Here is a 26,406-nt window from a genome sequence, read left to right on the forward strand (position 1 = left end):
AAAACAAGAAATCTCCCTGTTGATGCACCGAGGGTGTCGGAAGCTTTGTGTATGAGGTTTAATCCTCAATCACAAAGAAGAGTGCGCAACAACGACTGCCTAAGTCCCCGAAGAAACATGGTGACGCTGAGCGCGTCGCCGATATCAGCCGCCGACTGATGGAGAACCCAGAAACCGCCAAGCTGATCCAGCAGCTAGGTCAATCAACCACCGACGCCAACGAGCTAGTACGTGGCTTGCTGCAGGCCACGATTAACAGTGGGCTCAGCGCGGAAATGGATGCACACCTAGGCTACGCCAATAGCGACCGGGCTGCTAAGGAAACTGCCGGCCAAGCCAACAGCCGTAACGGCTCCTATCCCAAAACCGTGGACTCGGCATACGGACCAGTTGATATCAGTGTCCCTTGAGATCGAGCAGGCACCTATATGCCGCGCATGGTTCCCAAGAGCAGCCGCAAACTTACCGACCTCGATGACATGATCATTAGTTTGTATGCGGGCGCAATGACCGTGCGTGACGTCGAACATCATCTAGCTACCACCATCGGCGTGAACGTGTCGCCAGATACCATGAGCGCGGTCACCGATGCGGTCTGAGAGGAAGTCACCGCGTGGCAGACTAAGCAACTCGACGAGTTCTATCCAGTCATCTTCCTTGATGCCCTACGTGTAAAAATCCGTGACAACGAACGCGTCGTCAACAAGGCGGTCTACATGGCTGTCGGTGTGGACATGGAAGGCATCAAGCACATCTTGGGCTTGTGGGTAGCTACCAATGAAGGTGCAGCATTCTGGTCGCAAGTGTGCGCAGAAATCGCCAACCGCGGGGTCAACAATGTCTTTATTATCTACTGTGACGCACTGAAAGGCTTTCCCGAAGCAATCCAGGCAACCTGGCCGGACTCCATGATCCACACCCAACATGGTGCATCTGATTCGTGCCGCTAACAGGTGGGTAGCCTACGGCAACCGGAAAGAGGTCTCGAAGCATCTACGAGGCATCTATACCGCTCGTCAACGAGGATGAAGCTCGAAGTGCACTCGATGAGTTTGAGGCCAGCGAGCTTGGCCAGAAGTATCCGTAATCAGTGAACGTCTGACGCGACGGGTGGGACAAATTCATTGCGTTCCTGCAGTTCCCGCCAGCGGCAAGGAAGGTTATCTACACCACGAATTCCACCGAATCGATGAACAGTAAGCTGCGGAAAGCAACGCGAAACCGAGTTCAGTTCCCGTCGGATTCAGCGGCAGTGAAGACGCTGTGGTTAATGATCTGTAACATCGAGGACCGTCGTGCTGCCCGCCGCACTAAAGAAAGTGCCAAGGTGTCTGCTTCAGCCAGGCAACTTGTCGAAGGCAGCAAAACCAGCAACTGGAAGCAGGCAATCAATCAGCTATCCGTGGCCTACCCCGACAGGTTCACCGCATACTTGTAAATCAGTCCTCGTACACAAACGGACTGACGCCCTTGCTTGGCTCGAACTTGAGATGATGCACACGGGGGTAATAGATAAATATTGCCCCGTGTGCATTCTATGAGGTGGCTGTGGGAAATTCTCCACCTACCTTAAGTCGGCTAGGGTCTGAGTTATCTAGCTCTAACATTCGCAAGGCTGGGTGATGAAGGAATGTTAGATGCTTGGCATCTGGGGACGCTTTTATGGTTGAACCAATGGTTGCGAGCGCGAATATCATCGCTTCCATTGGGTCACTGCCGACGCAACGAAGTGAATCTGCTGGGACATCTAAGCCGTCAATTTTCCAGTTGCATACCCATTCACTACCGTCCTGAACGGGTGGCGACATACTGATTGTAACTGCCGCTTCACCTTTGCATTCCAGCGTACGAATAACCTGCATCACTCGATGCAGGTTCGGTAGGTGGCGATAGCCACAGCCGTTGTGGACTTGAGTGCGGTAGACATGTGTTCCCCTTTTCTGTGGTTCATGTCTCTTGGAGTCGATGGTGCGGCAAGGCATCCTTGCCTGTCTAGTGGAGTGATTTTCGGGGGTGGTGCGTGACAGGTACATTTCTCGGGGTTCGAGTCCTCGCACGCACGCTGGGGTGTTAAGCGTGAAGGGCGCTGCGCGCCAAGGTCCGCCCATGACGGCCCGTACCAACTCTGGGCTGAAGCGACACCTGCACCCCTCAATCATGAAGGCCCCCAGCCTGTGGCAGCAGACCGGGGTTGGAAGCTCTTTGGAACGAGAACTAGCCATGAGTGTATCAAAGCCGGGTGCGGAGACGTACACGGTGATGGAAGTGGCGAAAATGCTGGGCATTAGCAAGTCCACTATTTACGAGCTCTTCGTGTTTTGGAGTGCATTGATCCGAGTGTGCAGCTGCCCGGAGTGAATCAAGCACCGCACGATGTAGTGCTCGAGGTTGCACAACCCCAGGGCGGTTCCGCCGTAGATGCTCGAACCGGCCATTGATGGCCTCGACCGGTTCATCTGGACGCTGCGATGCCTCAAGTAAGCCTGCACATCCTCGCGCCGACGCCGCAACGCCCGAGCCCAGCTGTGCCAGCTCCTCCAGACCTTTTCGGCACGCCCTTTTATACAGGGTGTTGATGATCCGTTCCATCAACTTCTTGCCCTCCGTTTTCCTCGGGTGCCCATAAGGCCTGGATCATGTCCTGATAGAACATCCACGTGATCTTGAGTGCTACGTATTCGTCATCGGTGGCTCACAACAAGGCCCAGCTGTCTGTTGTGCCGCTCGGTGAGGTAGTTCCTCCTGGGGCAGCAGGACCCGCCGGTGCGTGTACAGCGGATCGTTCCTTTTGCGTCCACGCCGCCTCGGTGGTCTCACGTTGGAGTCTTTGCCGGCAGCCAGTTGAGCTTGCCCGCGGCTAGATCCACGACGTGGAACGGATCCATCACCGTGAAGTGCCCTAGGTTTTGTTCCGTTTGAATAGATAGGAAAATCTTCGAACATGCCAAGGAAAAATTGACCAGGATGCCAAAGACCGTGTGGTCCGTCTCGCAGAAGACCGCATCTTGGCAGAAAACATCTCAATGCACGCCACGTGCTAGGCAGTAGCTTTAAAGCTGGGAGTTTCATGACACACGGCCCGTCACTGGACTTAAACCTGCCCGCTGTGCGGGAAACATCCAGAATCTGTGCCTGAAGAATTCAGCCGCTGAGAACGCGAGGCTACCGTCGTGAAAATCACAAGCTACGCGACACCAACGAGCTGTTAAAGGCTGCCATTAGACCCTCGCCAGCATTAGGGCTTCACCAAGCAGCTGGCATAAATCTGTAATTTTTCAACACAATATGTGCTCCATCTGACATACTTGAATAAACTGAGATACAGATAACAAACAGACATGAGGGATCACATGTTAAAACGGCATCTTTTCACAACGCTCACGGCGCTCCTAGCGCTTATCGGGTCTGCAACAACGACAAATATCGCTTATGCGGATCCTTCAGTCCCAGCTAGCCAAGACCCAGAGACCGTCACCCTTGCCAGTGATCTTCCCCCGCTTTCGGTCGACGGAGTAGGCGGCTATTCAGAAGAAGAAGTTGAAGAAATGCAAGAGTTTTTTCGCACAGTCGAGCAAAATATTGATGAGACAACTGCACAAGAAACTTTGACTCCAGGTGAAATGTGGTCTGATTCCATTGAATTACCCGATGCAGTAGATAAGGAAGATGCAGACCAAGCGGAATTAATGATCGCAGAAGAACAAGAATCCGGTGTAGCTAGTCGCTGGCAATCACGAGCCCCACGGTGCAGGATATTTTGGCCATCACCCCACCGCGTGTGCGGTGCCATATTACAGGCTTATGAACAACTCGGCGGAATGACAAGTTGGCTACTGTTCCCTATTGAAGCTGAGTCGATAAACCCTGATCTTCAGGGGTACCGGCAACGTTTTGCAAATGGTTTCATATACTGGCACCCCAACACTGGGGCACACCCTGTGAGCACCCATGCCTCATTAATCTGGAGCAACCTCGGCTGGGAAACTGGAATGCTAGGTTATCCTACTTCTTCAGAGATTCTCCGGACCGAAGGATTAGCAATTTCTCAACGTTTCCAGCATGGGGCTGCATTACTCACTCTGGCCGGAGCATCTGCCATGTTCAACGATGCCTTCAGAACTTGGGAGCTCCAAGGCGCCGAACGAGGCCCACTTGGCTACCCACTCGGCTTACCCAACGAAACCATTTACCCTGAAGGGCGGACACAGGTTTTCACTGGAGGAATCACCATTTCCGACCAACACCGTGATGCCCTACCTGTTTATGGTGAAGTTTTCGACCAATGGATCACGGATTTTGAGAACGATAAATTGATCGGCCTCCCCACTCAAGCACCACAAAAAACCGCACGCAATAGGGTTAGCCAGGTGTTTGAGCACCAAACCCTAAACGGAAAAAGTTTTGGTAACTTAGCGAGTGATGTCATGTCTCACGTTTTCCTGCCTTTCAAAACTCAGGAAGCAGCCGATGAATTCTTTGAATTCGCTTATAGTGCACTCAATCAAGTTGAACAATTGCGGGATGAATTCCTACCACGCAATACCCGCAATGATCGTGATCAACCGCGACGGCGACAACTCCTCGGCGAGATAGCGAACCTTATGGGTGGATATCTTTTCGGCGGACGTTGCACTGTAAGGATGGACAATATACATAAACGTTCACCGCAGAGCGGACCAGACTGGAAAATCGGTTGGAAGCCCCAAACCACATGCACAACAGACAGAGCAATCACGGTCACACACACTAATACACTCAAGTATTTAGGAGACAGTGAAGAACTCTGGCTGCAAGTCCCGCTGGACAGCGGACGCGTAGCCAGCGGTGCCGCAATCAAATTCCAACAAAAGGATATTGAATATCGTTGTATAAGAGAAGGTAAAATTACATATAAAGGCATTACCAAGGTAGTAATAAAACAAGCCTATGGTGACCCACTTCATGCGGTAGCTGAAACTGCGAAAGCCCACAAAACCAAATGTATAGGAAGAAAGTAATTTCCATGTCTACTTCTGCAAATTACCCAGATTTTCGCACCACGAAAGATATTCAGGCTTACGAGAGCAAATTTCTGGATCAGAGCGAACGGATTTGCGTCGTGGATTTAGCTCCGCGATGGACATCCAGTCGGTGCATGTTCGAATGCGGCTATACCACACGTGCCCAAGGTCACGCACTGCTCGATGAGGAAACCCCTGATTCGGATTTCCTCATCGAGCTAGGCGAATACATCATGATAATTGCGCCTCCAACAGCTTGTGAGAAGCAAAACAGGGAAAAACAAGAAATCTCTTTATTGTTACGCGCAGGGGCTCTGGGCAAACAAATACAGGAAGAACGGATTGATTACTTTCTGGAACGATTCAACCAATACTTACAGAACATAACCACCCTCGACGAACTAAACGAGAAAGTTGATAATCGGTCAGATGAAGATTTCGACCTATTTTCGTTAGCGCCTTATGCTGCATCTTTCGATGAGGATTATATTAGGCATCTATTGCGGTGCTATAAACGTGGAATAATTTCTCCACGAGAGACCTCTTATCACCAAGATCTTGAAGGCAACATTACTCAGCATTATTCTCCTCAATATACTGTGCGCAGTAGAGATATGTTTTACATCAAAGTAAAGCTCCCCTGGAAATCTGACTTCTTGCAGAATAATTTTCCTTATTCCCCAATCATTTTCCCGGAGAAGAAAGCCATCCAGGACGATCCCTCCCACATCGCTAACGATCCTAACTGGATAAAGCTAGTGTCTTAGTTTATGACATCACAACCACACGTCGTTACTCCCACTGGCATGATCACCGGGGCCTGGAGCAACAACCACACGGTGCGGCGCTTTTATTCCATTCCGTATGCAAATTTCTCCGGGGAATTTGACGACGCCGAACTGCGCACTGCCAACGGCGATGTGGATGCCAGCACACCCTCCCCAGATGCTGTGGCATTGACGGTCGCAACCCCGGCCGATGCCCACGATCACGACGATCTTCCGGTCATCGTGTTTATCCACGGTGGATCATTCGAAACTGGTTCGCACGATGACCCGCGCCACGATGCCACCGCCAACGTGCAGGCTGGCTGCGTGCAGGTCAATATTGGTTACCGTAAGAAATTACCTGGATTTGCACGCTTCAATAACGATGCCCCCGGTCATTACCGCGGGGTACACGACTGTCTACTGGCCCTAGAATGGATTCAGCGCAATATTGAATCTTTTGGCGGTGATCCCACAAACGTTACCCTGGCCGGACAATCCGCTGGGGCCAATTTAGTGCTGTGGCTCTGCCGCCCAGATCATTATCGGGGTGGGTTCCGCCGGGCAATTGCTATGTCGCCGGCCTCACCGCGTGAACCAATCGAAGCCCGCACTTCTACCCTGCGTATGGCCATGCAAGTCCCGCTGACTCGCCGCCGTTTGGCCGAACTGCCGCAGAAAAAACTCGACCGCGGCTACCAGCGCTTCAAATACCTACACATTAATGATGTCGCACTGGGCCCGGACTTGCGCGAATTAGGCGAGCTTGCCGACGTCCCACTGTGGGTATCTACCACCCACGATGAATTTCACCACCACCCGCTGGCGGCCACCGACAGCAAGCCGTGGGTGCGCAGTGTGCCAGGCTCCAAAGCACTGTTTAAAAAGACCGCACGGGATCTGCAACTTTCCCGTAATTTTGACGCGTGGATGGAAGGTGTGCTCGCGCTGGATCCTTACCGCCCAATGGGCCGGTTGCTCACGGATGCTCTCATTGGACGCTGGGCGGCCAGCGCGATCACCAAAGCCACCGGGCCAGTCTGGTTGTCCGAGTACTACCGCAGCACCGCGGGTGCCGTGCAGCATTCTTCTGATATCGCGTACTTATTTGGTGTCAGTGACGGCGACAATGACAGCGCCAGTGAACATGCCGGGCGCAGGCGACTACACGAGGCTTTATTGTCGTTCGCCCGCACCGGTAACCCCGGCTTTGACAGCTATTCGGCCACAGGGCGCACCTGGCGGCTGGATTTCGGCACTGGACAAGCCACCATGTTAGAATCCCGAATCCCACGGTTGGCCGAATACTTCCCTACGGAATCCCGGGGGCAGTAAGGCTAGAACGGAACAACCCCGGCGCGCCAGGCACTAGATGCTGGACTCCCGCCACCAGGCACCAGCCACTAGTTGCTCAGGTTTCCTTCATACACCACGTTGCCAATGGTCAGGCGCGCGTCCCACAGCGCGCCAGGGGTGGTGTCGAAGACATACTGCAAGTTCGTCGTGGCGCCAACGCCCAGCGGCAGATCCAACCCGCCGAGCGCCTCGCCATCCTCTGGGTTGGATTGCAATAAATCCACCTTGCTGTAATTTCCACCGCCATTGCCGGTTTCCAGGGTCGGCTCGTCAAACGCATCCGGCGGCAGGGTCACATCATTGTCGTTGCGCACAGCGATGGTCACCACCGTGCCACCATTTGAGGCCGACACCGCGCCCTGGTAAGTGAAGCTCACCCCGTAGCCTGGGTCTTCTACCTGGGCATTGACGTTGTCGGGTCTGATCGGATCGACATCTTTGGATTTGTAATCCGGTTCCTCAGTTTCTTCCACCTCAATGGTGCTGGCTGGGTCTGCGCTGCTACCACCATTCGGATCCCCACAGGCCGCCAGGCCCAACACCAGGGTGCCAAGGACACCGACGAACCAGGCCCGCGTCGTTGTCTGTGGCTTCGCGATTGGTTTCACCATTGGTTTTCCACTGCCTTTCCACTGCCTCTCAGCACCTGCTAGGTAACTGTGAGGGCCGGAGACCCCGGCGGGGCTCACCGCCCGAGTGTCTTATGTCTTCCTACGTCCCGTCTATGGTAACCGAAAGCTATAACCGGATACCGCAGCACAACAGATCTTGCCCGACAGTGGCACAATGGTAAGTTCTGCACCCTGACTGATCAGTAAACCCTTATGAAAGCGTGAATTTTTCGTGTCTTCCCTTTTCCGCATCATGCGCAGTGCCTCGGCGCTGTGGCCACTGTATTTAGGCGTTATCGTATCCGCAATCGTGGTCGCGGTGGTCTCGATGATCGGGCCGTTTTTGGTCGGCCAGGCCACAGACGTGATCGCCGAGGGGATCCGCGAAGGTGGCGATACCTCCGCAATCTTGACGACGGTGCTCTGGCTGGCCGTCGCGCTGTTTGCCGCCGATGCGGTGCGCGTGCTGGTCGACAACCTCGGTGGTTATTGGGGCGACATGATGTCGGCACGCCTGCGGCAGATCTTGTCGACGCGCTACTACGCGAAGCTGTTGGCATTACCGCAGCGCTTTCACGATAACCAGAACACCGGCGCAATTATCGCCCGGCTGGATCGTTCCATCCACGCGGTCACGCAGTTTATCCAGTATTTCTCGAACAACATGTTCACGATCATCATTCAGTTGTTCGTGATTTTGGGCATCACCATTTTTTATTACTGGCCATTGGCGGTGTTGTTGGCGCTGTTGTTCCCCACGTACCTGTGGCTAACCGCATTGACGTCCAAGCGCTGGCAAAGCTACGAGCACGAGAAAAACGAAGAAATCGATACTGCAAACTCGCGCTTTGCCGAGGCCATCGGCCAGGTGAAAATCACCAAATCTTTCGTTTCTGAGGTACGCGAGCTGGCCAGTTTCGGCAACGGTTACCGTCGTACAGTTTCTATCACTCGCCCACAGTCGCGCTGGTGGCATTCGATGGATATTGCGCGTGGGTTGACCACCGCCGTGCTGTTTTTCGGCATTTACGCCCTGATTTTCTGGCGCACGCTGGAAGGTCATTTCTCACTCGGCCAAATGGTCATGCTCATTCAGCTGATGAACATGGCGAAGACCCCGGTGTTTATGCTGTCGTTTCTGGTCGACGCCGCGCAAAAAGCCATGGCCAATTCGCGGGATTATTTCCGCATCATGGACGAAGAGCTTGACGACAGCGCCAACCCGCAATTGCGCAACACCATCGACGCACCAGACGTACCCGAGGTGGATCCGGCAATCCCGGCACCGCTGCAGCAGCAAAAAACCGAGCCCGGTTTCGAATTCCGCAACGTGAAATTCGCTTATGAAGAAGGCAAACCCGTGCTCAACGATATCTCCATATCGGCACCGCAGGGTAGCAAGATCGCGTTGATCGGCGAATCCGGCGGCGGTAAATCCACCGTGGTGAACTTGCTGCTGGGGTTGTACCAGCCGCAAGCTGGCAGCGTGTCCGTGCTTGGCCACGAGACCGCAGAGTTAAGCCCGGAGAAATTGCGTTCGTCCGTCGGCGTGGTGTTCCAGGAACCATCCCTGTTTTCCGGCACTATCCGCGAGAATATTGCCTACGGTAAACCGGAGGCCAGTGACGAGGAGGTCATCGCGGTGGCGCGTCGGGCCAATGCACACGATTTCATCTCGGAGTTCCCGGATGGCTACGACACCGTGATCGGTGAGCGTGGCCTGCGACTATCCGGTGGGCAAAAGCAACGCGTTGCCGTCGCCCGCGCCATGTTGAAAGATGCCCCGCTGCTCATCCTGGATGAAGCTACCTCCGCACTGGATACCAAAGCAGAACGCAGCGTGCAGGCTGGGTTGGAAGAGCTGATGAAAGACCGAACCACGCTCATTATCGCGCACCGGCTGTCCACCATCGCGGACGTCGATACGATCTTCACCTTAGAAAAAGGCGAGGTGGTTGAGTCAGGTTCGCCGGTGGAATTGGCGCGCAGCGGCGGAATATATGCACAGTTGTTGGAGCTTTCGGAATCTGTTTCTGCGAACCCAGATAAGCAGGTCACAGAGGAACAACGCCAGCATTTTCAGCGCTACGGCATGGTGCACGACAGCACTAACTAAGTGGTGGCAGCGCTTCCCAGCTGAGCTCGTGCGCGACTGTCACTAGGCTGGAATGCATGAACACACACCAGAAACAACAGTTAAACCAGCAAGAAAACCCTCACCTGAATTTCCCGGATCTGGAGCAGCTCCGGGCTCGCGGGACCCGCAAGTGGACGGTCTTTGATGACGACGTGCTGCCATTGTGGGTCGCCGAAAGTGATTTTCCCACCGCCGCCCCGGTGCACCAACGCATTCGGGATGCCGTAGAAGCCGAAACCTTTGGCTATTCGCCCGCACCGCACACCACGCACCTCGCAGAGTCCGTCGCGGATTTTTATGCCGATTATTTTGGTTGGCGGCCGGATCCGCACAATATCGTCTGGTGCGCGGATGTGGTGCGCGGCCTCTTGTTAGGCCTGCAGTATTTCACGCGCGAGGATTCCGCGGTCATCATCCCTACCCCGTCGTACCCGCCGCTGCTGGAGCTGCCGGGTACCGCGGGCCGTGAGAAAATTGAAGTCTCTGCCTATGGAGGGCTAGATCTCGACGAGATTGAGAAAGCTTTCCAGAACGGCGCCGGTGCACTGGTGCTGTCGAACCCCTATAACCCTCTAGGCGAAGTCTTTTCCCGCGAGACCCTGACCCGCTTGGTGGAGCTTGCCGACGCCTACGACGCACGGTTATTGCTCGACGAGATCCATGCACCGCTGGTTTATGACGGCGAGCATGTACCGGCTGCTTCGCTCTCAGAGAAAGCAGCCCGGGTGTGTTTCACCGTCACTGCTGCCTCCAAAGCCTGGAATATCGCCGGGCTGAAATGTGCACAAATCATCTTTTCCAATGATGCGGACCGCGAAAAATGGTCACAGTTAACCGGCGTCGCCAAAGACGGCACCGGCACGTTAGGCATCGTGGCTTCGCAGACCTGTTACCGCGACGCCCGTGGCGAGTTGGACGCGCAGGTGGAGTATCTGCGTGCCACCCGCGATTGGCTTGTGCAGGCTTTGCCGGAGGCTGTCGAAGGATTGCGGGTCTCTGCCACGCACGCTACCTACCTGATGTGGCTAGATTTCCGTAACACCGCGTTAGGCGATCTGGATACCCCAGCGCAATGGTTGCGTCGGCACGCGAAGGTCGGACTGAACGAAGGCACGGACTTCGGTACCGGTGGCGCTGGGCACGCGCGCCTGAACTTCGCAACGTCGCGGGAGATCTTGGAGGAGGCGATCGTTCGCATCAAAACCGCCGTCGACAAGCGGGCTGCTGAATAAAATATGGCAATCTGTTAGTCCCATCACCGCACACTGATTAGGGTCTGTGTACAGTATTCTGAATATTCTTCATCACTACTCACCCGAAAAGTTAAGGTGACACACTATGGCTACAGCTGCTACCCAGGCTCCGCAGGGCTCTTCCCGGGGTTCTGCGAAGTCCGGTCCGGGCATCAGCATCATCATCTTCAGTTCATTGATGCTGTTTTCGATGTTCTTCGGTGCCGGCAACCTGATTTTCCCACCGATGCTAGGCGTACAGTCCGGCGAAAACTTCTGGCCAGCGATCCTCGGATTTGTCGGCTCGGGTGTGATTTTGCCGGTGCTCGCGATTATCGCCATCGCTATTTCCGGTCACAGCGTCCGCGACCTCGCTGCTCGTGGCGGAGCAATCTTCGGCCTGGTCTTTTCGCTGTTGGCCTACCTATCTATCGGTGCGTTCTATGCATTACCTCGTACCGCAGCCGTGTCCTTTGAAACCGCGATCACCCCGATTTTAGGTTTCGAAGGCACTGCTGCGAACTGGGTTTTCTGCCTAATTTTCTTCGGTGTGGCCTTGGCATTGGCCTGGCGCCCAACCACCATCATGGACACCCTGGGTCGTATTTTGACCCCAGCTTTAACAATTTTGCTGGTTATCCTGGTGATCTCTGCGATCACCGGTTTTGATGCGCAAAATCTGACGGCTTCCGAAGAATATTCGGAGTCTGCATTCACCACCGGTCTGCTCGAAGGCTACCTGACGATGGACTCCATCGCCGGTCTGGCTTTCGGCATCGTCATCATTTCCACGCTGCGCACCAGAGGTTTTTCCGAAGGCGGCCAGCTGGTTCGCGGCACGATCACCACGGGTATCATCGCGGGTGCTTTCTTGGCCGTCATTTACATTGGCCTGGGCTATATCGGCCAAATGCTTCCTGGTGCGGCAGACCATGATTCAGGTGCTGCAATTTTGTCTGCTGCTGCGGAATCCGCGCTGGGCACCCCCGGCCAGATCATCTGGGCTTTCATCGTTTTGTTGGCTTGTATGACCACCGCCGTCGGCCTGATCTCGTCAACTTCTGAGTTCTTTTCCACGCTGACCCCACAGATGGGCTACCGCACATGGGCAATCATCTTCACCCTGATCTCCCTGGTACTGGCCGCACAGGGTCTGGATTTCGTGCTGGATATCGCCGTCCCGATCATCATCTTCCTGTACCCGCCAGCAATCACCCTGATTTTCTTGACTCTGATCGAGCCAATCTTCGGCGGCAAGGTTAAGTTCTATTTCACTTTCCGTCTCGGTTTGTGGACCGCAGTTGTATGGTCCGCAATCATGGTGGCTGTTTCCCAAGGCGCCGAGGGTCTGGAGCCGATCATCGGCTGGACACCACTGCACGGAGTGAACTTGGGCTGGCTGTTGCCGGTTATTGTCGCTGTAATCATCGGTGTCATTCTGGATATGTCGAAACCTCACAAAGCCAGCGAGCAAGCTCCTGTGCACCAGGAAGCAGCACACGAAGCCTAAAACTTTGTGCAACATTGCACGGAGCATAAACACGGACTAATTTGGCGGACACTATGTCTAAGCCCGAATCTGCCTCCGCTGCCGCTAGTCCAACCACTACTTCTGGTGATTCCGCGCACAATATTCCCCTGTCCCTGATCGACTTCTGCACGATGTACCCCGGTGAATCCACCGCCGCCACTATGAGGCGTTCGGTGGATTTTGCCCGTTCTGCAGAAAAACTGGGCTTTGCGCGTATTTGGTACGCCGAGCACCACAACATGCCACAGATTGCATCTTCTGTGCCTTCGCTGATTATGGCGCATGTGGGCGCACATACCGAGACCATTCGGCTGGGTGCTGGTGGCGTGATGCTGCCAAACCACGCACCGTATTCCATCGCCGAGCAATACGGAACCCTGGCTGAGATGTACCCTGGCCGGATCGACCTCGGCCTCGGCCGCGCACCGGGCACTGATATGCACACTTTGGGCCGTGCTTTACGACGCGATCCGCGCGCAGCAGAAAACTTCCCGGACGATGTCCGCCAATTGCAGGGCTATTTGGGCGCCCCGGAAGATTCCCCAGTACCCGGAGTCGTCGCGATTCCGGGCCGGAACACCCACGTACCGCTCTATATTTTGGGCTCTTCGTTATTTGGCGCTTCCCTGGCGGCGAAATATGGCCTGCCGTATGCTTTCGCCTCGCATTTTGCGCCGCAGCATTTGGAAAACGCCACGCGCTACTACCGCGAGAACTTCCAGCCTTCCGAGTATCTTGCCGAGCCCTATGTCATCGCTGCAGTTAACGTCGTTGCTGATGAGACGACAGAGCGCGCCCAAGCTCAATTCGAAGAGGTTGCGCGAAAACGCGTGCAGGCGTTCGCTGCCCGGGGCGCAAAAATTACCGATGCCCAGCTCGACGATCTGGTGAACTCACCGCAGGGCCAACAAATTATCTCAATGCTGCATTACACAGCCGTGGGTACTGAAGACGAGGTTCGTGACTATCTGCAGGAGTTCGCTGCCACCGCATCTGCTGACGAGTTGATGGTTTCCTTACAAGGCCCGAGCTACGAGCACACCGCGGCTAGCATGCAACATTTGGCTAATACGTGGAAGCTGTAACTCAGAGTCATCAACTCAGAATCATCTGCAATGTCACAGAAATTCAGCACCGGCAGCTTTCGCTGGTTGTCTGTCTTAGCTAGCACTGCCCTGCTAGTAGCGGGGTGCTCCGCTGGCAGCACCGCCAATTATGCGCGACCCGGAAGCGCGGATGCGATCGTGTTGGCCTCCACCTCTGCAGCACGCGCTCTTGATTTCACCAACGCCGGTGGTTCTGCGGCTCCGAGCGCACTGCTTCCCGACGTATACGAAACCCTGGTACGCATCGATAGCAAAGGCGAAATCGCCCCGTTTTTGGCCACCGATTGGCAGGTTTCAGATGATCGCACCGAGTATGTTTTTCAGCTGCGCCACGACGTAAAGTTTTCGGATGGCACGCCTTTTACTGCCGAAACAGCAGCTTTTAGCATTCACTATGTGCAAAATGAGTGGACGAATGGTTTGAAGTCCGGCATGGATGTCGTCGCTGCGGCCGAAGCCTTGGACCAGCACACTTTGCGCGTGCAGCTAAAGCACCCGGATTCGCAATGGCTGTGGTCAATGGGCACCACTATCGGGGCTATGATGTCGCCTACTGGGGTGGAATCATTAGCCAGCGATCCCGTCGGCACGGGCCCTTTGCTCGTGGAAAGTTTTGCCACAGGGGAGTCAATTCGATTCCGCCCACGGGATGATTATTGGGGCACTCCTGCCAGCTCGTCGGTGGAGATCCGCTATTTTTCCGATGCCATCTCGTCAGTAAACGCTTTACAGTCCGGGCAAGTCGATCTGGTGTGGGCAATGCAGGCTCCCGAGCTATTGGACTCACTCGATAGTGAGATCAACGTCGATATCGGCACTACCAATGGCGAGATCATTTTCTCAATGAATAACAACGCCGTGCCTTTCGACGATCCTCTCGTGCGTCAGGCTGTAGCCTTCGCGATCGACCGGCAAGCCGCCAACGAGGTGGTCTTTTCTGGTCATGCCACCGATACTGCGGGCGCGCCGGTCTCGCCCACGGACCCGTGGTTCACCGATGTGCTTGCCAGAAGCTCCGCTCCTGGCGGTTTTTATCCCTTCGACCCAGACCGTGCGCGAGAATTACTTGCTGCAAGTTCCTATGACGGAGAGCTGGTGACGTTGACTGTACCGTCGCTACCGTACGCGAAATTACTGGCAGAATTGGTGTATTCCCAGTTGCGCGAGGTGGGTTTTCACGTGGCGGTGGAAACCGTCGAATTTCCCGCGGTGTGGCTGAACCAGGTGCATGGCGCGGCGGATTATCAGGCCTCCATCATCGCGCATATGGAAGCCCGGGACACTGAGCACATGTTCGGCAACCCAGATTATTATTTGGGCTATGACAATGCTCGCGTCCGCGAGCTTTTCGACGCCGCAGGACGTAGTTCCGCCCCTGCGGAAGAAATAACCGAGGCTATCGCGCAAATCATGGCAGATGCCGGTGCGCTGAGCATCGCAAATTTGCCCAATATTGTGCTTTCTTCTCCAGCAATTTCTGGAGTGCAGCCGACAATGGTCACCGATGCGATTGAGCTAGCTCGTCTTCGGGAGGCATCATGATTCGTGCACTGGCCCGGGTTTTCGCACGGTTCGCAGTCTTGTTGGCGTTAGCGTCAGTGCTAATTTTCCTGTTGCTTCGCGCAGCCCCCGGTAACCCGGCGCGGGTGGCCCTTGGGGTTTCTGCTAGTGACGAGGACGTCGCGAAGCTTTCTGCGGCACTCGGGCTGGATCGTCCATTGCTGGTGCAGTACCTCGATTGGATCACAGGTTTGCTCGGTGGTGATTTCGGTACTTCGCTGGTGTCGCAAGAAAACATCACTCCCCTGGTGTGGGACCGTGCGCAGGTCTCGCTGATTTTGGTGGGGTTGGCCATGACGTTGTCCTTGGCAATCGCAGTGCCAGTGGGCACCTGGCTGGCATATCGGCATGGTAAGCCGGATGCCGCGGTGTTGTCCGGACTGGTGCAATTGGGCATTGCAGTGCCGTCGTTTCTTCTAGCGGTTGTGCTCGTCGCTATTTTTGCTGTGCATTTGGGCTGGTTACCGGCTGGTGGCTGGTTGCCGCCGGAATATGGTTTTGCTGGTTTCCTGGCACGCTTGGTGTTGCCGGTGGTGGCTTTAGCTTTGGTGCAGGCAGCAATTTTGACGCGCTATGTGCGCTCTGCCGTGTTAGAAGTAATCGAACAGGACTACGTGCGTACTGCCCGGGCCAGTGGGTATACCCAATTGCAGGCTTTAGGCAGGCATGGCCTGCGCAACGCTACCCTGCCGGTACTGACGGTAGCCGGGGTGCAACTTGCGACGTTAGTGGCCAGCGCTGTGGTCATAGAACGGGTATTTGTCCTTCCCGGTTTGAGTTCCATGTTGTTGGATGCGGTCAATTCCCGGGATTTGCCAACTGTGCAATCGCTGGTGATGGTGTTGGTGTTTTTCACTTTAGCGGTCACCCTGTGTGTGGACCTGGGTTACCGGTTTATTGATCCGCGGTTGCGGCGTGGCAAGGTGGTGCGTGCATCATGAATCCAGCTATACAGAAGAATTTCTCCCTTTATTTGGGAGCTGGCATCGTGGGTGTCGTCGTGGTGCTGGCGGTGGTTTCGTTGTTTTGGATTCCACACGACCCGGTGCAGGCTGTGCCAGCTGATCGCTTACACGGACCATCAGCACAGTACTGGTTGGGCACGGACCGCTTCGGCCGTGATATTGCGTCCCGTCTTTTCGTCGGGGCGCAGGTGAGCCTATTCGTTGGGGTCATTGCCGTGAGCATTTCTGGATTACTGGGTATTCCATTTGGGGTGTGGGCAGCCATGCGTGGTGGCTGGACAGATGTGGTGATTATGCGAGGTGCGGATTTGCTGCTTGCCTTCCCGGCGCTGTTGTTGGCGATTGTTGCTGCGGCGGTGTTCGGGCCATCGGTGCTTACCGCGATGTTGGCCATTGGGGTCTCTGGGGTTCCAGGCTTTGCTCGCGTCGCGCGTGCTGGCGCGCTGCAAGTGCTCACGCAGGATTATATTTCGGCGGCGCGCATTTCCAAGGTTCCAGAGCTGGTCATCGCATGGCGCCATATTTGGCCAAATATTCGCGCGATGGCCATTGTGCAGGCGTCGGTGGCGTTTTCCCTGGCGATTTTGGCCGAGGCCGCACTAAGTTTCTTAGGTCTGGGTGTCAGCCCACCGCATCCATCATGGGGGTTAATGCTGCAGGCAGCGCAGACCCAACTGGGTACTTCCCCACTGCTGGCGGTCTGGCCGGGGTTGGCAATTGCTCTGACCGTGTTGGGCTTTAACCTGCTTGGCGACGGCCTGCGCGACGTTCTGGATCCACGCCGTGCAGCACATTGGAGGACACGATGATGGGTGCACAAGAAAGCACGATGAGCCGGGCGCAGGCACCAAGTCTGTTAGCCGTGCATGCACTGCGGGTTCACGCTGGGGATAAGGTTCTGGTCAACGACCTCAGTTTTTCTCTTAGACCGGGTCAGCGTCTTGGGATCATTGGGGAGTCTGGGTCGGGAAAATCACTGACGGCTTTGGCCCTGCTGGGGCTGTGCCCGCGTGGCATACAAGCTACCGGCTCGATCTGCATCGATGGTGAAGAAATGCTGGCTGTGCGCAGGCGTGCCCGTAGGCAAGAGAAGCGCTGGGGTCAGCTACGCGGAACACGCATCGGCATGGTTTTTCAGGAACCAATGAGCGCATTGGATCCTTTGATGAAAATCGGTCGGATGCTAGGCCACAATGCCCGCCAGCTGTTGGCCGAGGTGGGTCTAGAACCGGATTTTGTTTCCCGTTTCCCTTTCGAATTGTCCGGTGGTCAGCGTCAGCGGGTGTTGTTGGCACTGGCTATATCCCAGGATCCGGACATCCTGGTTTGTGATGAGCCGACCACGGCACTGGATGTCCTTGCCCAAGATGAGGTACTCGGTGTTATCGAACGCTTGGTTCGCGAACGTGACATGGCGTTGTTATTCATCAGCCATGACTTGGATGTTATTCAGCGCATGTGCAACGACATGTTGGTTCTGCACAAAGGACACGTCGTGGAGCGTGGTGCAAGCACACAGGTATTCCAGAGTCCGCGTGAGCCTTATACGAAACAGCTGTTGGCGGCGTCTCGTTATCAGCTCCCCGCCCGTACGGCAGGCACAAAATCGGGCTCCCAGGGTTCCTTCAGTGCCCTGGCCAAGGCCGACCCGATCATCGAACTCGAGGGAGTCACACACGCCTATGGCACAACTCCGGTGCTGCGCAATATCAGCCTGCAGGTGCGCCGAGGTAAGCGCCTAGGAATCGTGGGTGCCTCCGGTTCCGGGAAATCCACGCTGCTGAAACTCATAGCAGGGTTAGAGGCCCCGACCGCCGGGAATATCGAGGTCAAAGCCGGGGTGCAGATGGTGTTCCAGGATCCGTTTTCTTCGCTGAACCCACGGCTACGCATAGGCCGCATCATTGCCGAGGGTGGCGGCAGCGATGAGCGCAGCGGCGAGATTCTGGCCGAGGTCGGTCTGCCAACAGATGCCACCGGACGTCTGCCACACGAGTTTTCCGGCGGCCAGCGTCAGCGCATTTCCATTGCCCGTTCCGTTGCTGGTCACCCGGATATTCTGCTTGCCGACGAAGCTGTCTCCGCACTCGATGTTTCTGTGCGCTGCCAAGTGCTCGACCTGCTCGATTCGCTGATCGACGATTACGGACTAACGTTGGTATTCGTCAGCCATGACCTGCACGTAGTGCGCCAGATCTGCGATGAGGTGATTGTCATGTGCGACGGGCAGATTGTGGAGGCCGGCGCCGTCGACAAGATCTGGCAGGATCCGGCTGACGACTACACCGCCCGTCTGCTTGCGGCTGCACTATACCGCAAAGCAGCCGGGAAATAGCCGGAAATAGCCTGCACAGTAGGCTTGCACAGCGGCCTTAAAAATCGCGCACCTTATCGCGTAACACGTCAAAGATTTCTGCGCCAGCATAGCCGATGCCGTCATGTTGATACAGGTTGGTCACGTGCAGGCGGCAGTCCGCGTAAGCACGCGCGGTGTCATACGACAGCTCGAATGGCACATACATGTCATCGAAATATGCAGCTGCGGCCGAGACTGGGGCAGTTGCCAAAATTTCCCGGTCATAAGGCGAGGTCTGGAAATCATGCTGCGCCAGGTCGTGCGCACCTTGCCGGAAGGCATGCAACGCAGGGTCCTCATCGAATTGCCACGGGAAGACGTGTTCGCCAGTGAGGTAGAACGGTTCCTGCGAACGAGGGTCGGCATTTTCTTCGAAACCTGGGATTTCTTCGCGGATGCGGTGCGCGGACCAGTTGGTAGCGCCTGGGGTAACCACACCGCCATAGATGGATTCGTGGATCGCGGCGTACAACGGACCATCAGCGAAAGATACCATGCCGGCGACGCTGGTCAAGAAGTCTGTCTTCAGCCGCTTTTCGCCGCCGACAGTGCGGAATGGATCTTCGAATAAGTATGCCAAGGTGTGGAATCCCGGACCCTGCCCCAGGGTAATACCGACGGTGCGCAGGCGGCGTGAACTCAGCCGCTCGCCCGTCGGCAAGAGTTCTTGGGACTGATCCAGGTGGTGGCAAACCTCCCGGATGCGCTCATCGATCCAGGGGTATTCGCGATACATGGCGTGGTGGCGAGCCCGCACTTTGTCGAAGGTGGAACGGTAGACATCATCGATGCCCACGCTGGTGGCGGGTAGGCCACCGGTGAGGTACGCGTGCTCGATTGCCTCCGGGTAGCGCGAGAGGTAGGAGGTGATGCAGAAGCCACCAAAGGATTGCCCGAACAAGGACCATTTTTCGATGCCCAGAGCTTTCCGTAGGGCTTCGGCATCGTCGACGATATAGTTTTGCTGGAGTTTTGATAGGCGTTCGACGCTTAAGTCTTCGACTGGGCTGGCGCTATCGATGCGGTGGGAGCGGCCGGTGCCGCGCTGGTCTAGCAGGATGAAACGGAATTCTTCCAGGGCTTTGCCTATCACCCCGCCGATATCTGAACCGGCGACTTTACCTGCACCACCAAAGGGACGTGGTGCGGGAAATCCCGGGCCACCCTGCAGGTAGACGATGGCGGGTTTATCTTCATTGCCGTCGGCGTAAATTTCGCGGGCGTAGAGCTCGAAGCTGCCAGCGGAGACATTCTGTGGGTCCCAAGGGACGGTGAGCGTGTGTTCTTTGAGGTTATGACCAAAATGACGACTGGAAGTGGTTTTCAGAGACATAACTTATGTCTAGTGATGCATACGCGACGCGTCAAGGTTTTAGTTCGGCCCGGACTCTTCTTCGAGCCTGCAGTATGCACCACTTCGCCCTCTGCGGCACCGCCCCGGGAATACTTGGGACGGAAGGCCAGAGAAATTTTTGGGCCCCGTGGAATTTCGGGGGGGTGAATTCCACGGGGCAGCGCCTCCAACAGGAGGGCCAGGGCCACTCGGGGGGGGTGGTGGCCAAGGCCACGGCCTGTGAAGACATTTCCTACTATAACGAAAAGATGCTATCGCAGCAAACCTGTCTTCTTGCCTAAAGAAAGACTCCTCCACAACACTTTTGACCAGGATTTTTGCGATAACCACTGTGGCCCCCAAATGGGGAAACCACGTTGTTGTGCGATTGTTTTCGGCTCCGTGTATTTATATAACCCCTCTGCACCATGCCGACGCGACACCCCCGATTCTTTATACCCACCGATGGGGCTATCAATAGAGGCCCACCCTGCCACATAACCGTCATTGATATTGACCGATCCGGCATGAATACGTGGGGCGAGCTTCCAAGCAGTTTTTGGTGCAGCAAATATCGAAGAATTCAGCCCATAACAGGTGCCATTTGCCGCTGCGACGGCGTCGTCAACCTTCGCCACCGGCTGGATGTACACGACTGGGCCAAAGACTTCTTCGCGCAGCAGCCTGGCGCTGTCTGGGACATCGAGCAGAATCGTCGGCTCATAGAAATACTTCCCCAAATCCGGCCGGGGTTTCCCACCAGTGAGCACGCGGGCCCCGGCGCGCTTGGCATCGGCGACGAATTCTTCCACGGTTTCCAGCTGCCCTGCACTAACCAACGACCCCACCTGGTTTTTCCAGTCCAACGCGCCGCCGAGCTTTTGTGCACGGAAGGAATCTGCGAGCCGCTCACAGAACTCCTGGTAAATATCCTGGTCGACATAAATACGTTCAATAGACACACAAAGCTGGCCGGTATTCGACAGACATGCGTGCGTTATCGCCCGCACCGCGGTATCCAGGTGGGCATCACTGGTGACGATCATCGGGTTTTTGCCACCCAATTCCGCAGAAAACCCCACCAAGCGCTTACTGACTTGCTCCGCCAAAACCTTCCCAGTGGCCGTCGATCCAGTAAACATCAAAAAGTCACAGTTCTCGGCAATCGCGGTACCCACTACCCCGCCGGAGCCAACTACCACAGTAAACACGCCGTCGGGAAGCCCTGCTACAGACAACAAATGTGCGATCAGCAAGGAAGTGAACGGAGTTTGTGAATCCGGCTTGGCAACAACCGTATTACCTGCCAGCAACGCCGGAATTGCATCAGAAATACCCAAGCTAAATGGATAATTCCATGGGCTGATCTGCCCGACCACGCCTTTCGGATCATGGTGCAGGTAGGTTTTGGTCAAGACCGGCATTCCACCACGCTTTTTCTGTGGGCGCAGCAGTTTCGGTGCTTGCCCGGCATAATAACGAGCATTATTAGCCACATCGGTAACTTCGTCGAACGCTCCTGCCCTGGCTTTGCCCGTCTCCAGCTGCACCAGGTCCATGATCAGCTCACGGTTGCTGAACACGAGATCATGAAACTTCGATATGATTTTCGCGCGCTTCTTCACTCCCAATTGGTGCCATTCGGGCTGCACAGCACGCGCGGCACGAAAAGCAGCACAGGTGGCGTCGGCACCAACTTTCGGCACCCAACCAAGTGGCTGCTGCAATAAAGGAGATTCAATGTCAATGCGCTCAGGCGCTGCTACGCCAATGCGCTCAGGCGCTGCCATGTCTACAGAATCGTGGCCCGCAAACGCAAAAGAACGTAGGTGTTCCGCGAATTTCTCCGGCAATGGTTCTAAACACAAGCGTTTCGGGACGGCACGTTGGAAGGTCATGCCCCGCAATTATAGCTGGCACCAGCTACTACTCCGGATTTTTTATGAAGCACTTTTCTTTAATTGCTTGTAGGTGTTACCGGAGCAACCACATCGGCATCGTTGCTACCCGAGTTTTCCGGGATTTCGCTAGAAAACCGTCGCACGATCGCAGAATACAAAGCTCCAGTAATGTTGTGCAGCACAGCAGCGACTGCACCAGGCAAGGCTGCTTCAGGGGTGAAAAATTTCGCAGACATGCCCGAAGACAATCCGGCTGATTGGGTTCCGATTTCCACCGCCATCGTTCGGTTATAGGATGGCGGCATCTTCAATAAAGCTCCAGCTGCATAGCCTAAGAGGTAGCCAAAAACATTGTGCAACAAAACGGCAATAATGACGATCACGCCTACCTGCGCAAGCCGCTCTCCGTTATTAGCGACTGTAGGAAACACCACTCCCCCGATGCCGAGAATGGATACCCACGGAAGAATAGGGGTAAGTTTCGCAATCACAGTGTCAAAGATGCAGCGCAGAATCAGGCCACCAACCACCGGAACCAGCACCGTCTGTGCCAAGGTTAGCGCCATACCGACACCATCGATAGCGATGTCTTCCCCAGCCAAAGCCAGCATAAGCAGAGGAGTCACAATCGGTGAAAGCAACGTGGAAACGGATGTCATCGCCACCGACAGCGCAACGTCGCCCCGTGAAAGGTAGGCGATCACATTTGACGAAGTACCACCCGGCACCGACCCCAGCATCAACAACCCCACGGCAAGGGCCGGGTGCAGCCCCAATAGCTTGGCGACACCAATTGCACATAGCGGCATAATCACGAACTGCCCCACCACACCGATGAACACGGGCCACGGTCTACGTGCAATTTCTTGAAAGTCTGGGATGGTCAATGTCAGCCCCATCGCAAACATGATCACCATCAGAAAATAGGTAATCGCCCCACTCAAAGGTACAAAAGGTGCGGGGAAGAAATACGCAATGATGGTTCCGACCAGAATAAAAGCCGGAAAGGCAGTCACGGCAATGGCTGCGGAGCGGTCCTCGGAGGTTTTCATTCGAATAGTATGACGGATCACACGCGCGGTGTCAGTTCACAGCCAATTTTCCGGGTATTTTTATTCAACCGAGTGCCGATCCCCCTTGTTGCGCACGCTTGGTCCCACCGTAATGCCTGGGCTTGCCCGGTGCTCACCCCCGGGTTGTCTACGATGTCTTTGCAGAGTCAATCGAGATCAGCATTATTCATCGGCCATGCGTTCGAGTTTTTCGCGCAGGCGTTGATCTTTACGTTCTACCTCAGCGGCCATATTCTCCTGATATTCCGCCATAGCGTCGACAAGTTCCGGCTGCCCCGCCGACAAAATCCGCACTGCTAACAAACCAGCATTTTTCGCCCCATCGATCGAGACCGTAGCCACTGGAACCCCGGCCGGCATCTGCACGATAGATAGCAAGGAATCCAGACCATCTAAGTTCTTCAGCGCTCGTGGAATACCAATCACCGGAAGCGGGGTTGCCGCCGCCACCATGCCCGGCAAATGCGCAGCGCCACCAGCACAGGCCAAGATGCACTTGATGCCACGAGTGTGCGCTTGTTTCGCATAGGCCAACATTTTTTCCGGGGTGCGATGGGCGGAAACCACACCGACCTCAAAAGGCACCCCGAACTCCGCAAAGACTTCTACGGCAGGCTTCACCGTGTCCCAATCAGAATCCGACCCCATAATGAGCCCGATTACAGGACCATTATTCTTTGGCGTTTCCTTCTGCGCAGCTTCTTGGCTCATCTCTGGCTCCTTCTTGTGCTCACAGTGGCGTCTTTTCCGCCGTATCTGTGTTCGTGCTGTCTAGCTGATGTTCAGACTAGCCGGTATAGCCGTCGTCCCACCTGGCATTAACCACGAAATTAGCAGCCAGCTTGGCTTGTCGACGAACTTCCGCAACGTCTGCTGCTTCGCCTGGGTTAGCATCTGCGGCATCGCCAGGGTTAGTAACAGCACCACTGATGTTCACATGCCCCATCTTGCGACCTGGACGATAATCCTTGCCATATAAATGTACCTTGGCCTGCGGAAAACGCTGCCAGACTGCACGCACACGTTCGCGCATCGGCATCTCGGGATCAGATTCCCCACCCAGCACATTAGCCATGACAGTCACCGCCGCCGTAGGTTCCGTAGCACCAAGCGGATAGTCCATCACCGCACGCAGGTGTTGTTCAAACTGGGAAGTCACGCACCCATCCTGGCTCCAGTGGCCGGTATTGTGCGGGCGCATCGCTAACTCATTGACGCTCAACTGCTCTGCACCGGTTGCATCCCGGTAGTAGAACAACTCGACAGCTAATACGCCGGTGACATCCAGTTTTTCTGCGACTGTCACCGCCAGCTGCTCAGCTTGCCGACGCAGTGTTTCGGAGATTCCAGGAGCGGGTGCGATGGCCTCGGCGCATACTCCCCCAGATTGCACCGATTCCACGACCGGCCAGGTCTGCACCTGCCCGGATGGCGCACGCGCGACCATGGCAGAGAGCTCGCCGACGAAATCCACCTTGGTTTCTGCCAATAATTCCACGGCTTCGTCCAGCAATTCGTCGACAAGAGCTTCCAGGTGCTCTACCGATTCTGGGAACCACACGCCTTTGCCATCGTAGCCACCACGGCAGGCCTTCAGGCAGACCTTGCCGTCGTGCTCATCCCAGAACGCACGGGCGGTTTTGGCATCCGTGATCGGCGCAAAGGCTGGCACCGGCACGCCAAGCTTTTCCAGGTTACGCCGCATTACCAGTTTGTCCTGCGCATTTTCCAAAGCCTCGGGGCCTGGTTGGATATTCACACCCTCTGCCTGCAGCGTGCGCAGATGCGCAAGTGGAACATGCTCGTGGTCGAAGGTAATGACATCAACACCATGGGCAACCGAGCGCAAGTCATCCAGGTTGCGGTAATCCCCCACAAACACATCGCTGGTGACCTGTGCAGCCGAAGAATCAGGTTTGCCTGCCAGCACGCGTAAGGATTGGCCTAATTCGCTAGCTGCCGGAGCCATCATGCGCGCCAATTGCCCATCACCGACGACGGCGACAACAGGAAGATCAGCAGCAGGCGTCGGCACGCCCCGGGCGGCACGGGCGGCCTCGCCCGGATTCTCTTGCACGTTATTGGAGGAGTGATTCTGGGATGGGTTAGTCACAACTGCACATTGTAATCGTGCTCGCATTATGCGGAAAAGACAGCGGAAAATCCGCGTACAAACCCGCGTACAAACTCGGCCTAAAAATATGGACTCGGGTGCAAGGCGTTTTTGATTTCACCAACCACCTTTTTCGATTTCGGTACCCCACCGAAATACAGCGGATACGAAAACCCGCGCACTGCCAAAGAAATCCCTTTGCGACGCCGCGCCACATCCAATACCTGATGCAAAGGAATAGAATCTACTTTCGCGGTCAGCTTCGCGGGGCGTGCAACGATCCGCTGGTTAGTGACGATGAAGCGTTGTTTGCGGTTGCGCAGCAGTGGCAGCACAAAACGCCATACCACCAGTAGCATCCACACCGCCACCACGCTGTTGTGTAGCAGCGCCGGATCGAGCAGCTCGGTATTCAACTGTGCGAGGTTATGGGGATTGTCCAACCAGCCAATCCCCATCCACGCCAGGCCGGTAAGCAGCACGACTTCCAAAAACGGGAAAACCAGGTTGCTGTTTGGCGCGGTCATATCTACCAGCACTTGTTCGTCTGGCTTTATGGACAGGCCACGGCTACCGCCTTTCCGCATGCCCGCCATTAGCTATAGTTCCCATCTTTACGGCGCAAATGGGAGACATCACCGGCAGAAAACGCGTTGCCGTCGATGCTGATGCGGCCATCATCGGTGACGGTATCGACAGTGCCTTCGATGGCTTCCGAATGGGTTTCCAGGCGCACCCGCGCTCCAATTGAGGCGCATGCCGCACGGTAATCGTCCAGCAACTGCGGGTCGTTATCCTGCCATTGCTGCATGCGCTGGTGGAAGTTACGCAAGACATCGGCTGCGATCTGCGTATGGTCTGTCGTTTTTCCGGCAATCTGCAAACTGGTTGCATGCGGAACAGGCAATTGCTCCTCGCTTAAGGCCACGTTGATGCCCCAGCCGACTACCACGCGGGCTGCCGTTGGTGCCGTCGCACTGGCACCAGCTTCTGCCAAAATGCCGCACAGTTTCTTTTCACCTAGCAGCACATCATTGGGCCATTTCAGCCGGGTACCACCGATCGCATCTGCTACTGCTAGCCCGGCAGCCAGTGGGATAGTGCCAATGCGGTCCAGAGAGGTAGGCGTGAGCAGCACCGACATCGCCAGATTTGCCCCGGCTGGGGCTTCCCACACACGCCCTAAACGACCTTTGCCAGCGGTTTGATTAGTGGTGATACGCACAGTCCACGGCCCAGCGTCGGCGTCGGCAAGCAAATCGGTATTCGTCGATTCGGTGGATTCCGCATAGGAAACAGTGGCGAACTCGAGTGCGTCGGCAAGCTGGTGGGCATCAAAACTCATGGTCAATATTCTACTGGTGC

At 55.6% G+C, this 26,406-nt stretch carries 20 protein-coding genes and 1 pseudogene; 13 read left to right on the forward strand and 8 right to left on the reverse strand.

The genetic code is table 11. The features are described 5' to 3' along the window. The first annotated feature begins 158 nt into the window (after window positions 1-158). The 5 genes and pseudogenes from A5774_RS10745 to A5774_RS00515 all read left to right on the forward strand — a co-directional run bounded on the left by A5774_RS10745 (window position 159) and on the right by A5774_RS00515 (window position 7,102). Window positions 159-1,438: pseudogene (locus A5774_RS10745) on the forward strand (IS256 family transposase). 668 nt (window positions 1,439-2,106) lie between these two features. Next, a complete protein-coding gene (locus tag A5774_RS11400; RefSeq protein WP_021351808.1) occupies window positions 2,107-2,358 on the forward strand; it encodes a helix-turn-helix domain-containing protein in 252 nt (83 codons plus the stop codon). Window positions 2,359-3,338: 980 nt separating this feature from the next. Next, window positions 3,339-4,997, forward strand: coding sequence for an LGFP repeat-containing protein (locus A5774_RS00505; protein ID WP_064832986.1), 1,659 nt, complete (start codon window positions 3,339-3,341; stop codon window positions 4,995-4,997). Between the two features lie 5 nt (window positions 4,998-5,002). Next, window positions 5,003-5,767 carry a hypothetical protein gene (locus A5774_RS00510; RefSeq protein ID WP_023019093.1) on the forward strand — a complete coding sequence of 255 codons (765 nt, stop codon included), beginning with the start codon at window positions 5,003-5,005 and terminating at the stop codon, window positions 5,765-5,767. A 3-nt stretch (window positions 5,768-5,770) separates the two neighbouring features. Beyond that, window positions 5,771-7,102, forward strand: a complete 1,332-nt coding sequence (locus A5774_RS00515; RefSeq protein WP_064832987.1) for a carboxylesterase family protein — start codon at window positions 5,771-5,773, stop codon at window positions 7,100-7,102. Window positions 7,103-7,170: 68 nt separating this feature from the next. Here A5774_RS00515 and A5774_RS00520 read toward each other — a convergent pair whose 3' ends face one another. Further along, a complete protein-coding gene (locus tag A5774_RS00520; protein WP_064832988.1) occupies window positions 7,171-7,734 on the reverse strand; it encodes a hypothetical protein in 564 nt (187 codons plus the stop codon). 232 nt (window positions 7,735-7,966) lie between these two features. Here A5774_RS00520 and A5774_RS00525 point away from each other — a divergent pair, with 232 nt between their 5' ends. The 8 genes from A5774_RS00525 to A5774_RS00560 all read left to right on the forward strand — a co-directional run bounded on the left by A5774_RS00525 (window position 7,967) and on the right by A5774_RS00560 (window position 18,600). After that, on the forward strand, window positions 7,967-9,850 hold the full coding sequence (locus tag A5774_RS00525) for an ABC transporter ATP-binding protein (RefSeq protein ID WP_082936023.1): 1,884 nt from the start codon (window positions 7,967-7,969) through the stop codon (window positions 9,848-9,850). Window positions 9,851-9,954: 104 nt separating this feature from the next. Next, on the forward strand, window positions 9,955-11,103 hold the full coding sequence (locus A5774_RS00530) for a MalY/PatB family protein (protein ID WP_064833010.1): 1,149 nt from the start codon (window positions 9,955-9,957) through the stop codon (window positions 11,101-11,103). Between the two features lie 106 nt (window positions 11,104-11,209). Further along, the gene (gene brnQ, locus A5774_RS00535) at window positions 11,210-12,613 is read left to right on the forward strand and encodes a branched-chain amino acid transport system II carrier protein (protein ID WP_064832990.1); all 1,404 of its coding nucleotides are present in this window, start codon (window positions 11,210-11,212) and stop codon (window positions 12,611-12,613) included. A 53-nt stretch (window positions 12,614-12,666) separates the two neighbouring features. Further along, window positions 12,667-13,719: an LLM class flavin-dependent oxidoreductase gene (locus tag A5774_RS00540; RefSeq protein ID WP_082936024.1), complete on the forward strand. Its 1,053-nt coding sequence runs from the start codon at window positions 12,667-12,669 to the stop codon at window positions 13,717-13,719. Window positions 13,720-13,749: 30 nt separating this feature from the next. Continuing rightward, the gene (locus A5774_RS00545; RefSeq protein ID WP_064832991.1) at window positions 13,750-15,282 is read left to right on the forward strand and encodes an ABC transporter substrate-binding protein; all 1,533 of its coding nucleotides are present in this window, start codon (window positions 13,750-13,752) and stop codon (window positions 15,280-15,282) included. Continuing rightward, window positions 15,279-16,241: an ABC transporter permease gene (locus A5774_RS00550; protein WP_064832992.1), complete on the forward strand. Its 963-nt coding sequence runs from the start codon at window positions 15,279-15,281 to the stop codon at window positions 16,239-16,241. The genes A5774_RS00545 and A5774_RS00550 overlap by 4 nt, the downstream gene beginning before the upstream one ends. After that, window positions 16,238-17,074: an ABC transporter permease gene (locus A5774_RS00555; RefSeq protein WP_064832993.1), complete on the forward strand. Its 837-nt coding sequence runs from the start codon at window positions 16,238-16,240 to the stop codon at window positions 17,072-17,074. Before A5774_RS00550 ends, A5774_RS00555 begins: the two co-directional genes overlap by 4 nt. Beyond that, the gene (locus tag A5774_RS00560; RefSeq protein WP_231892286.1) at window positions 17,071-18,600 is read left to right on the forward strand and encodes an ABC transporter ATP-binding protein; all 1,530 of its coding nucleotides are present in this window, start codon (window positions 17,071-17,073) and stop codon (window positions 18,598-18,600) included. Before A5774_RS00555 ends, A5774_RS00560 begins: the two co-directional genes overlap by 4 nt. A gap of 37 nt (window positions 18,601-18,637) precedes the next feature. Here the strand turns inward: A5774_RS00560 and A5774_RS00565 are convergent, their stop codons facing one another. The 7 genes from A5774_RS00565 to A5774_RS00600 form a co-directional block, all read right to left on the reverse strand. Further along, on the reverse strand, window positions 18,638-19,948 hold the full coding sequence (locus A5774_RS00565) for an alpha/beta fold hydrolase (protein ID WP_197490197.1): 1,311 nt from the start codon (window positions 19,946-19,948) through the stop codon (window positions 18,638-18,640). Between the two features lie 278 nt (window positions 19,949-20,226). Continuing rightward, window positions 20,227-21,852: a succinic semialdehyde dehydrogenase gene (locus tag A5774_RS00575; RefSeq protein ID WP_064832996.1), complete on the reverse strand. Its 1,626-nt coding sequence runs from the start codon at window positions 21,850-21,852 to the stop codon at window positions 20,227-20,229. Between the two features lie 59 nt (window positions 21,853-21,911). Further along, complete coding sequence (locus A5774_RS00580) at window positions 21,912-22,907, reverse strand: bile acid:sodium symporter family protein (RefSeq protein ID WP_027017590.1); 996 nt, start codon at window positions 22,905-22,907, stop codon at window positions 21,912-21,914. Between the two features lie 183 nt (window positions 22,908-23,090). Continuing rightward, window positions 23,091-23,639, reverse strand: a complete 549-nt coding sequence (gene purE / locus A5774_RS00585) for a 5-(carboxyamino)imidazole ribonucleotide mutase (RefSeq protein ID WP_021351826.1) — start codon at window positions 23,637-23,639, stop codon at window positions 23,091-23,093. Window positions 23,640-23,715: 76 nt separating this feature from the next. Then, complete coding sequence (locus A5774_RS00590; protein ID WP_255364696.1) at window positions 23,716-24,963, reverse strand: 5-(carboxyamino)imidazole ribonucleotide synthase; 1,248 nt, start codon at window positions 24,961-24,963, stop codon at window positions 23,716-23,718. Window positions 24,964-25,121: 158 nt separating this feature from the next. Next, window positions 25,122-25,637 carry a hypothetical protein gene (locus A5774_RS00595; protein ID WP_021351828.1) on the reverse strand — a complete coding sequence of 172 codons (516 nt, stop codon included), beginning with the start codon at window positions 25,635-25,637 and terminating at the stop codon, window positions 25,122-25,124. Further along, complete coding sequence (locus A5774_RS00600) at window positions 25,637-26,386, reverse strand: biotin--[acetyl-CoA-carboxylase] ligase (RefSeq protein WP_021351829.1); 750 nt, start codon at window positions 26,384-26,386, stop codon at window positions 25,637-25,639. Before A5774_RS00600 ends, A5774_RS00595 begins: the two co-directional genes overlap by 1 nt. Window positions 26,387-26,406 lie beyond the last annotated feature (20 nt).

Source organism: Corynebacterium sp. EPI-003-04-2554_SCH2473622, from assembly GCF_001665955.1.
GTDB classification, from domain to species: domain Bacteria; phylum Actinomycetota; class Actinomycetes; order Mycobacteriales; family Mycobacteriaceae; genus Corynebacterium; species Corynebacterium pseudodiphtheriticum.